Origin of the sequence: Burkholderia sp. Bp9143, from assembly GCF_003853645.1 — a bacterium.
Taxonomy (GTDB): Bacteria; Pseudomonadota; Gammaproteobacteria; order Burkholderiales; family Burkholderiaceae; genus Burkholderia.
In genome coordinates this window covers 91,926-101,816 of the sequence record NZ_QTPO01000003.1, presented here as the reverse complement: position 1 = coordinate 101,816, position 9,891 = coordinate 91,926, and the positions used below count along the sequence as shown (strand labels likewise).

General features: G+C 71.9%; 1 protein-coding gene. It reads right to left on the bottom strand.

Annotated elements, in window-relative coordinates:
* Window positions 1-7: 7 nt before the first annotated feature.
* The gene (locus DIE23_RS03105) at window positions 8-9,700 is read right to left on the bottom strand and encodes a non-ribosomal peptide synthetase (protein ID WP_124610742.1); all 9,693 of its coding nucleotides are present in this window, start codon (window positions 9,698-9,700) and stop codon (window positions 8-10) included.
* Between the last annotated feature and the right edge of the window lie 191 nt (window positions 9,701-9,891).

The window sequence follows — 9,891 nt, the reverse complement described above, 5'->3', positions numbered from 1 at the left end:
GTCGTCCTTATTGGGTTTCCAGTTCGCCGAGCAGCGCGTCGATCGCGCTCGCCGCGTCGGTCTCGCCGCGTGCCGCGCAGGCCGCATCGATCGCGTCCGCGCAGCGTGCGAGCGTGCGGGTGTCGAACAGCGTGCGCAGCGGCAGCGCGAGACCCCAGTGCAGGTTCGCCTGCGCATGGGCCTGCGTCGCGAGCAGCGAGTGGCCGCCGAGCAGGAAGAAATCGTCGTCGCGCCCGATCGCGTCCACGTGCAGCACGCGCTGCCAGATCGTCGCGAGCGCGCGCTCCGTGTCGGTCGCGAGTTCGACGGCCGCGGCCGCCTCGCGCACCGGCGCGGGCAACGCATGGCGGTCGCACTTGCCGTTCGGCGTGACCGGCAGCGCGTCGAGCTCGATCAACTGCGATGGGACCATGTAGGCCGGCAACTGCGCGCGCAGCGAATCCAGCAGTGCGGCACGGTCGAGCGGGCCCGCGTCGCCGCGTGCGACATAGCCGACCAGCTGCTCGTCGCGCACGATCACGACCGCGTCGTGCACGCCCGGCGCCGCGCGCAGCAGCGCCTCGATTTCGCCCGGCTCGATCCGCTGGCCGCGCAGCTTCACCTGCGTGTCGACGCGGCCGAGGTAGTCGAGTGCGCCATCGGTTCGGCGCCGTGCGAGGTCGCCGGTGCGATACATGCGAGTGCCCGGCACGAACGGATCGGGGACGAAGCGCTCGGCGGTCAGCCCCGGGCGGCCGAGATAGCCGCGCGCGAGGCCCGCGCCTGCCAGATACAGTTCGCCGGTCGCGCCGGCCGGCACCGGCTGCCAGGCCGCGTCGAGCACGTGCAGTTGCAGGTTCGCGATCGGATGGCCGATCGGCACCGCGACGGCGTTAGCGTCGTCGGGGCCGCAGGTCCAGTGCGACACGTCGATCGCGGCTTCCGTCGGCCCGTACAGGTTCACGAGCGTCGCGTTCGGCACCAGCCGCGCGACCTTCGCGACGAGCTCGGGCGCGAGCGCCTCGCCGCTCGCGACGATCAGGCGCACGCTGTCGCATTGCGCGGCGGCCGGGAAATCGTCGAGATACGCGGCGAACGCGGCCAGCATCGACGGCACGAAGTGCAGCACCGTCACGCCGTGCGCATGGATCGCGGCCGCGAGGCGGGCTGGATCGCGGTGATCGCCGGGCGCGGCGATCGCGAGCTTCGCGCCGATGGCGAGCGGCCACACGAATTCCCAGACCGACACGTCGAAGCCGAACGGGGTCTTGTGCAGCACGATGTCGTCGCGCGTCAGCCGGTACGCGTGCTGCATCCAAGCGATCCGGTTCGCGAGCGCGCCGTGCGAGTTGCCGGCGCCCTTCGGCTTGCCGGTCGAGCCGGACGTGTAGATCAGGTACGCGAGCTGTGCAGCATCGATGTCGGTCGCAAGGTCGGCGGCGGCATCGACCGCTGCGTCGACAGCGTCGTCACCGTCGGTGAGCAGATCGGCCACCGTCAGCAGCTGCGTCGTCGTGTCGCCGCCGAGCGCGGCCTCGACCTGCTCGCGCAGATGGGCTTGCGTGATCGCGACCGCGGGCCGCGCGTCGCGCAGCAGGTACGCGATGCGCTCGGCCGGATAGTCGGGATCGACCGGCAGGTACGCGGCGCCGGCCTTCAGTACGCCGACGAGTGCCGTCACCATGTCGAACGAGCGCTCGACGCACAACGCAACCGGCGTGTCGGGCCGCACGCCGCGTCGGCGCAATGCGGCGGCGACGCGCGTCGTGTTCAGGTCGAGTTCGCGATAGGTCGCGCGTTGCACGCCGCCGTGGATGTCCGCATATTCGAGCGCGATCGCATCGGGCGTCGCCCGTGCCGCATCCGCGAACTGCAGGTGCAGCGGTTGCCGTTGCGCCTCCGGCCAGGTCCGTGCGGTGTCCTGCGCGAGTGCCAGTGCGTCGCGCGTCGCGTCGTCGGCGATCGACAGCGTGCCGAGCGGCGCGTCCGGCGTGCGGGCCAGCGCATCGAGCGCGCACGCGAACGCGCGGTGCCAGGTCTCGACCTGGTGCGCATCGACGCGCGCGGTGTCGTAGCCGTAGTCGATCGTCAGTTCGGCGCCGCTCTCGATCACGAGCGTCAGCGCGAAATCGGTCGACTCGATGCTGCGCACGCCGCTCAGCGCGAGCGCGCGCGGATCGGCTTCACGCGCCGTATCGTCGACCGGATAGTTCTCGAACACGACCAGCGTGTCGAACAGTGCGCCGCCGGCGCCGCGCGCCCAGCGCTGGATGTCGGCGAGCGGCGTGTGCGCATGCTCGGCGGCGGCCGCGTTCTCGTGCTGCAGCGCTTGCAGCCAGTCGGCCGCGCGTTGCTGCGGCGCCGGCGCCGTGATCACCGGCAGCGTGTTGATGAAAAGGCCGAGCACCGTATCGACGTCCGCGAGCGCATCGGGACGGCCCGCGACGGTCGCGCCGAACGCGACGGCCGGCTGGTACGTCATGCGCTGCAGCACGAGCGCCCAGGCACCCTGCACCAGCGTGTTGACGGTCAGCTTCAGCGCACGCGCCGTTTGCGCGACACGCGTCGTCGCATCCGCGTCGATCGTCGCGCGCCACGTGACCATCTCGGCGTCCGCGCGGTCGGCCGCGCGCTCGGCGATCAGCGTCGGCGCATCGAGACGCGCGAGCCGGCCGGTCCAGAAGCGCTCGTCGGCCTCGCGGTCGCGCGTGCCGAGCCATGCGATGAAGTCGCGATAGCGCAGCGCCGGGCGGCTCGCGAACGGCGATACCGCATCGGGGTCGCGATAGTCGCGCAGCACGTCCGCGAGCAGGCGCGCGGTGCTCCAGCCGTCGAGCAGCACGTGGTGGCGCGTCCAGACGACGCGCCATGCGTCATCGGCGACGCGGATCAGCGTGAGCCGCATCAGCGGCGGTTCGCGCCAGTCGAAGCCGCGCGCGCGGTCGGCCGCGAGCCACGCATCGAAATCGGTGTCGAGCGTGGCGCCGCGTGTGCGCCAGTCGAGTTGCTCGACCGGCATCCACGCATGGCGATGCACGCATTGCAGCGGTGCGGCCTCGTCGGGCATCACGCTCGTGCGCAGGATGTCGTGGCGCGCGACGGATGCGCCGAACGCGGCCGCGAGCCGGTCGGCATCGAGCGCCGTCGCGGTCGCGACGAGCTGGTTCACGTAGCTTGCATGACCGGGCGCGAACAGCGCATGGAACAGGATCCCCTGCTGCATCGGCGACAGCGGGTACACGTCGTCGATCGTGCGCCAGTCGAGTGGTGCGCGTTCGATCGCGGCCTGCGTGAGGCCGGCGGCCTGCGCGAGCGGGAAATCGCCCGGCGTCGCCCCGCCACCGCGATGCGCGACACGCGACGCGCATGCATCGGCGAGTTCGCGCAATGCGGCTGCGAAGCGCTCCGCGAATGCATCGATCGTCGCGCGCTCGAACTGCGGCGCGCCGTATACCCAGTGGACCTTCAGCGTGCGTGCGCCGTCGCGATCGGTATCCAGGTACGCATGGATCGCGAGCGTGTTGCCGAGCGGCCCCTGCGGGTCGCGTTCGATGCCGGTGCCACCGAAGCGCGGCACAAGCGTCGCATCGCGCGGCGCATCGAACTGGCCGAGATAGTTGAACGTGACGCGCGGACGCGGCACCGCGGCCAGCGCCGCACGCGTCGCCGCGTCGCCGTAGTGCGCGAGCACGCCGAAGCCGAGCCCCTTGTGCGGCACCGCGCGCAGCGTGTCCTTGACCGCGCACAGCGTGTCGCGCGCCGTGGCTTCGACCGGCAGCGTCACCGGATAGTGGCTCGTCAGCCAACCGATCGTGCGGCTCGCGTCCGCATCGTCGAACAGCGCCTCGCGGCCATGTCCTTCGAGTTCGACGCGGCACGAAGCGGTGCCGCGGGCACCAGCCAGCGCCAGGGCGAGCGCCGCGCCCAGCAGTTCGATCGTCTGCGTGCGATACGCGGCGTGCGCGTCGGTCAGCACGGCGCGTGTCAGGGCAGCGTCGATCGTCTGCACGACGACGGCCGCGTCGGCGTTCGTCGCCGCTGCGTCGGGATGATCGGGCACGAGGTCATCGCCCTGTGCCATGCCGGCCCAGTAGGCCGTTTCAACGGCGAATGGCGATGCCGGTTCCGTCGCGGCGCACGCGAGACGTGCGGCCCATGCATCCGCGCGCGGGCCCGGCTGCGACAGGCGAACCGGCATGCGCTCGCATGCTGCGCGATACGCGGTGTCCAGGTCCTCGAGCAGGATGCGCCACGACACGCCGTCGACGATCGCGTGGTGAATCGCCAGATACAGCTGCGTCGCGCCGTCCGGCAGCCGCGCCGCGCATGCGCAGGCGAGCGGTCCGCGGCCGAGATCGAGGCGGCGCTGCAACGCGTCGAAGCGCGCGAGTGCGTCGGCTTCGTCGCGTGCGGCGACTTCGACGAACGGCAGCGCGTCGTACGGTTTCGTCGCCTCGCTTGCATGCCAGTTGCCGTCCGCGCCGCGCGCGAAGCGCTGGCGGAATGCGTCGTGATGGGTCAGCAACGTATCGAACGCTCGCGCGAATGCATCGGCGTCGAACGGACCGCGTACGTCGAACGCGACCGACTGGTTCCAGTGGCCCGGATGCGGCACGTCGAGCGAGAAGAAGCGCTGTTGCGCGGGCGTCAGGATCGCCGCGACAGCCGGTGCGGACTGAGCCGGCATTGCAGATGCCGGTGCCGACGTTGCAGCGGCGACGTCCTCGGTTTTCGCGATGCGTGCGAGTTCGGCGACCGTCGGGCCGTCGAACAGCTGCTTCGGCGTGAAGCGCACGCCGCGCTTGCGGGCGCGTGCAATCACCTGCAGCACCAGGATCGAGTCGCCGCCGAGTTCGAAGAAGTTGTCGTCGCGGCCGACGTGCGGCGCCTTCAGCACTGCTTGCCAGACTTCGGCGAGCGCCGTTTCGACCGGGCCTTGCGGCGCGTCGCCGGCGGCAACCGCCACCGGCGCGGCGGCCAGTTCGCGCAGCGCCGCGCGATCGATCTTGCCATTCGCGGTCACCGGCAGGCGCGCGAGCGCGACGAACTGCGCGGGCACCATGTAGTCGGGCAGCGTCGCGCCGAGCGCCGCGCGCACGGCGGCTTCGTCGAATGCCGCGCCGTCGCGCATCACGACGAACGTCGCGAGCCGCAGGCGGCCGTCGTGCGCGATCGCGAGCGTCTCGGCCTGCGCGACCGGGCCGGCCGCGCGTACCGCCGCGCTCACCTCGCCCGGTTCGACGCGATAGCCGCGAATCTTCACCTGGTCGTCGATGCGGCCGAGGAACGCGAGACGGCCGTCCGTGCGCAGGCGCACGCGGTCGCCGGTGCGATACAGGCGTGCACCGGGCGTGAACGGATCGGGCACGAAGCGCTCGGCGGTCTGCGCCGGCCGGTTCAGGTAGCCGCGCGCCACGCCCGGTCCGCCCAGGTACAGCTCGCCCGTGGCGCCGGCCGGCACGCATGCGCCGAACGCGTCGAGCACCAGCGCGCGCGCATTCGGCAGCGGTCCGCCGAGCGGCACGCCGCTTGCGGGATCGCGTGCATCGGCGGCGATCGACGCGGTATCGCACGCGATCGCGCCGACGGTCGCTTCGGTCGGCCCGTAATGGTTGATCACGCGGCAGGCCGGCACGAGTGCGGCCAGACGCGCGACGAGCGCCCACGTCAGCGTTTCGCCGCCGGTCACGAGCGCGTGGCGCGGCAGCACGTTGGCCGGCACGCGCGCGTCGAGCAGTGCCTGCAGGTGGCTCGGCACGATCTTCAGCACGCCGACGTCGCGGCGGCGCATCTCGTCCGCGAACTGGTCCGGGTCGAACGCGCACGCGGCCGGCAGCAGGTGCAGCGTGCGGCCCGCGCACAGCGCGCCGAACAGTGTCGTGTGGCCGAGGTCGGCGGCGACGGTCGACACCATCGCAAACGACGCGTCCGGTACGAACGCGAGTTCGTCGAGCATGCCCTGCACGTAGTCGGCCAGTGCGCCGTGCGACACGACGACGCCCTTCGGCGTACCGGTCGAACCCGACGTATAGATCAGATAGGCGCCCTGTTCGGGATGCGGCGCGACGCGTACGCCGGCCGCATGCGCGAGCGTCGCGTCCTGCATGAGCGCGTCGACGTCGAGCGGCTGCGCGTCGCTGCCGGCCGGCCATGCGGCCGTATCCCGACCCTGCGCGACGAGCGCCCAGCGTGCACCGCAATCGGCGGCCGCCGCCGCGAGGCGTGCGGCCGGCTGGGCCGGGTCGAGCAGCACGGCCAGCGCGCCGGCCTTCAGTGCGCCGAGCAGGCCGACGACGAAGCGGGCCGAACGCTCGATGCAGACGATGACGGGTGCTTCCGCCGTCGCGCCGCGCAGCTTCAGCGCATGTGCGATGCGGTTCGACGCATCGTCGAGTTCCGCGAACGTCAGCGACGCCGACGCATCGTCGAGCGCGACGCGATGCGGATAGGCAGCGGCCTGCCGCGCGAATGCGGCGACGATGTCGGCGTGCTCGACGCGCAGCGCACGGCCGTCGCGCGGCTGGCGCGATGCCGGCGACGCATCGCACGGCAGTTCGGCCGTCGTGCAGTGCGGTTCATGTGCGGCGGACGCGACGAGCGTCGCATAGCTGTCGAGCCATGCGCGTGCGGTGTCGGCATCGATGCAGTCGGTCGCATGGGCGGCGACCAGTTCGATCCCGTGCGCGTCGTCGGTGAAATCCAGTGCGAAGTCGAAGCGCGCAGCGAGATCGGGCCCCGGCGTCGCAACCGCGATCGCGCCCGGCAGCACGCTGTCGTGCCGTGCATCGAACTGCTGCGCGAATTTCACGCGCAGCCATTCGTCGCCGCGCTTGACGGGCGGTTTCACCGCGTCGACGACGCGCTCGAACGGCACGTCCTGATGCGCGACCGCGTCGAGTGCCGCCGTGCGTGCCGCGTCGACCAGCGCGCGGAACGGCAGCGTCGGCGCCACGCGCACGCGCAGCGCGACCGTATTCAGGAACAGGCCGAGCAGCGCGCGCGTTTCCGGCCGCTGGCGATGCGCGACCGGCACCGCGACGACGACGTCGGTCTCGCCGGTCAGGCGCGACAGCCATGCGTCGAGCGCGGCCAGCAGCACCGTGAAGACCGTGGCCCGCGCGTCGCGCGCGAGACGCCGCACGTCGGCCGCGACCGCGTCGGGCAGGCGGACCGACACGCGTGCGCCCTGCAGCGTGCGCGTCGCGCCCGGCTGCCGGTCGACCGGCAGCGCGAGAGGGCCCGGCACGTCGCGCAATGCACCGCGCCAGTAGTCGAGCTGACGCTCGCCTTCGCCGCCCGTGAGCATGTCGCGCTGCCAGTCCGCGTAGTCGGCGTACTGGATCGGCAGGTCCGGCAACGACGGTTCGCGGCCTTCCGCATACGCGTGGTATGCGGCCGACAGCTCGTCGAATGCGCAGCGCGAGCTCCAGCCGTCGGTGATCGCGTGGTGCGCGGTCAGCAGCAGCCGGTGGCGCGCGTCGGCGAGCACGACGAGCGTCGCGCGGAGCAGCGGCCCGTGCGACAGATCGAACGGCGCACCCGCGTCGCGTTCGGCGATGCGCGCGGCTTCCGCATCGCGTGCAGCAGGCGGTCGCTCGCGCAAATCGAGCGTCGCGATCGAAACTGGCAGATGGGCATGGATGCGCTGCATCACGATGCCGTCGTCATGGTCGACGAGCGTCGTGCGCCACGCGTCGTGCCGCCCGATCACGTGATCGAGCGCGCGCTGCAGCGCAGTGCGGTCGAGCGCGCCGTCGATCGTCCAGTGCGCGGCGATGTGATACGCGGCGCTGGCGTCGCGCGTTTGCGCGAGCACCCAGAAACGTTGCTGTGCGAACGATGCGGCACGATCGACATACTGGGCACCCGATGCGGCGGCATCGGCCGGTGCACGGCGTGCGGTAATCGTGACCAGCGGCTCGCCCGTTTCGCGTTCCGCGCGATCGACATGCGCGGCCAGCTCGGCCAGTGCCAAATCGGCGAACAGCGTGTCGAGCCGCAGGTTTACGCGCAACCCGGCGCGGATCGCGGCTTGCAGTTGCATCGCGGCGAGCGAGTCGGCGCCCAGCGCGAAGAAGCGGCCGTCGCGCGACGGCGTCGCGTCGAGGCCGAGCAGCGTCTGCCAGAGGCCGGCGATCTGCTGCTCGGTCGGCGTGCGCGGCGCGTCGCCGGCGGGTTGTCCGGAGTCGCGTTCGGCGGCGATGCGCTCGCGCAGCGCGGCACGGTCGATCTTGCCGTTCAGCGTGTATGGCAGTGCGTCGCAGCGCACGAACCGGTGCGGCTGCCACGCGGCGGGCAACTGCGCGCCCACGTGCGCCTTCAGCACTGCATCGTCGGCGGCCGCGCGCAGCGCGACGCACGCGATCAGCCGCGTCGGCCCGTTGCCGGTTTCGGCGATCACGGCCGCGTCGGTCACCGCCGGATGCGTGCGCAGGCACGCGGCGATTTCCGCGGGCTCCACGCGCACGCCGCGCACCTGGACCTGGTCGTCGAGGCGACCGAGATAATCGAATGCGCCGTCGTCGCGCAGGCGCGCGAGGTCGCCGGTGCGGTACACGCGGGCACCAGGCTCGCCGTCCGCATCGGGAATGAAGCGTTCGGCGGTCAGCGCCGGGCGGCCGTGATAGCCGCGCGCGAGACACACGCCGCCGAGCAGCAGCTCGCCGCCCTCGCCCGATTCGCCGGCCTCGTCGCCCTCGATGCGAGCGACACGCGGGCCGATCACGCGACCGATCGGCAGCGACGCATACGCATCGTTCGCCGCCAGCACGGGCATTTCACCCGGCTCGACCGGCCACAGCATCGGCGAGATCACGGCCTCGGTCGGCCCGTAGCCGTTGATCAGGCGCACCGACAGGAACGTGCTGCGCACGAATTCGAATGCCTGTTGCGGCAGCGCTTCGCCGCCGAACGCGAGCACGCGCAAGGCCGGCGGCACGCCGTCGCGCGCGGCGACGGCCGCGAATTCGCGCAGGTAGGCCGGCGGGAACGCGGCGACGTTGACCGACTCGCGCACCATCAGCGCATGGGCGGCGTCCGGCGCGAACGGCTGCGGCGGCGCAATCGTCACGCTCGCGCCGATCGCGAGCGGCGCGAGCCAGCACTCGTGCGCGGCGTCGAAGTTGACCGACGCGAAATGCAGCAGGCGATCGCCGCCCTCGATCGGCAACGCGGCCGCGAGCGCATCGCAATGCGCGGCGAGCGGCCCGTGCTCGACGACCACCGCCTTCGGCGTGCCGGTCGAGCCCGACGTATAGATCATGTAGGCGGCCGAGCGCGGATGCACCAGCACGTCCTCGTCGTCGACGCAGGCGGCGGCATCCGCGGACGTCGCGTCGAACGCGTGTTCGAACGGCGCGCCGAGCGCCGCGCGGCCGGCCGCATCGACGATCCCGTGGCGCAGTTGCGCATCGCGGACGATCCAGTCGAGGCGCGCGGCCGGATGACGCGGATCGAGCGGCACGAACACGCCGCCCGCCTTCAGCACGGCCAGCAGCGCGACGAACAGCTCGCACGAGCGTTCGACGCAAACGCCGACCCGCACTTCCGCGCCGACACCGGCCGCCCGCAGCTGGCGGGCAAGGTGCGACGCACGCGCGTCGAGCGCGCCGCGCGACAGGCGCAGGTCGTTCTGGAAAGGCGCGGCGAGCGCGGGCGCGTCGGGCGCACGGCGCGCCAGTTCGCGGATTCGGTGATGCAACGCAGTCGGGAAACTCGTCATGTGCGTGAAGTCCTTCGGTCCGGCCGCTTCGGCCAAGTCTCGGGGCCGCATGGGGCGGCTTCAGTGGTGTGACGAACGGCGCGGCCGATTTTTTACCGTTTTGCGTGCAAAGTCCGGACGGACGCATTTTTTGAAGGCAGGACTAAATATTTGTGCGGCCCGTTCGTCTATCAGGGAGGAAAGCCGCAACC

Excerpts from the sequence above, each read along its gene's own strand:
- DIE23_RS03105 (WP_124610742.1), bottom strand. The coding sequence starts at position 9,700 with ATGACGAGTTTCCCGACTGCGTTGCATCACCGAATCCGCGAACTGGCG.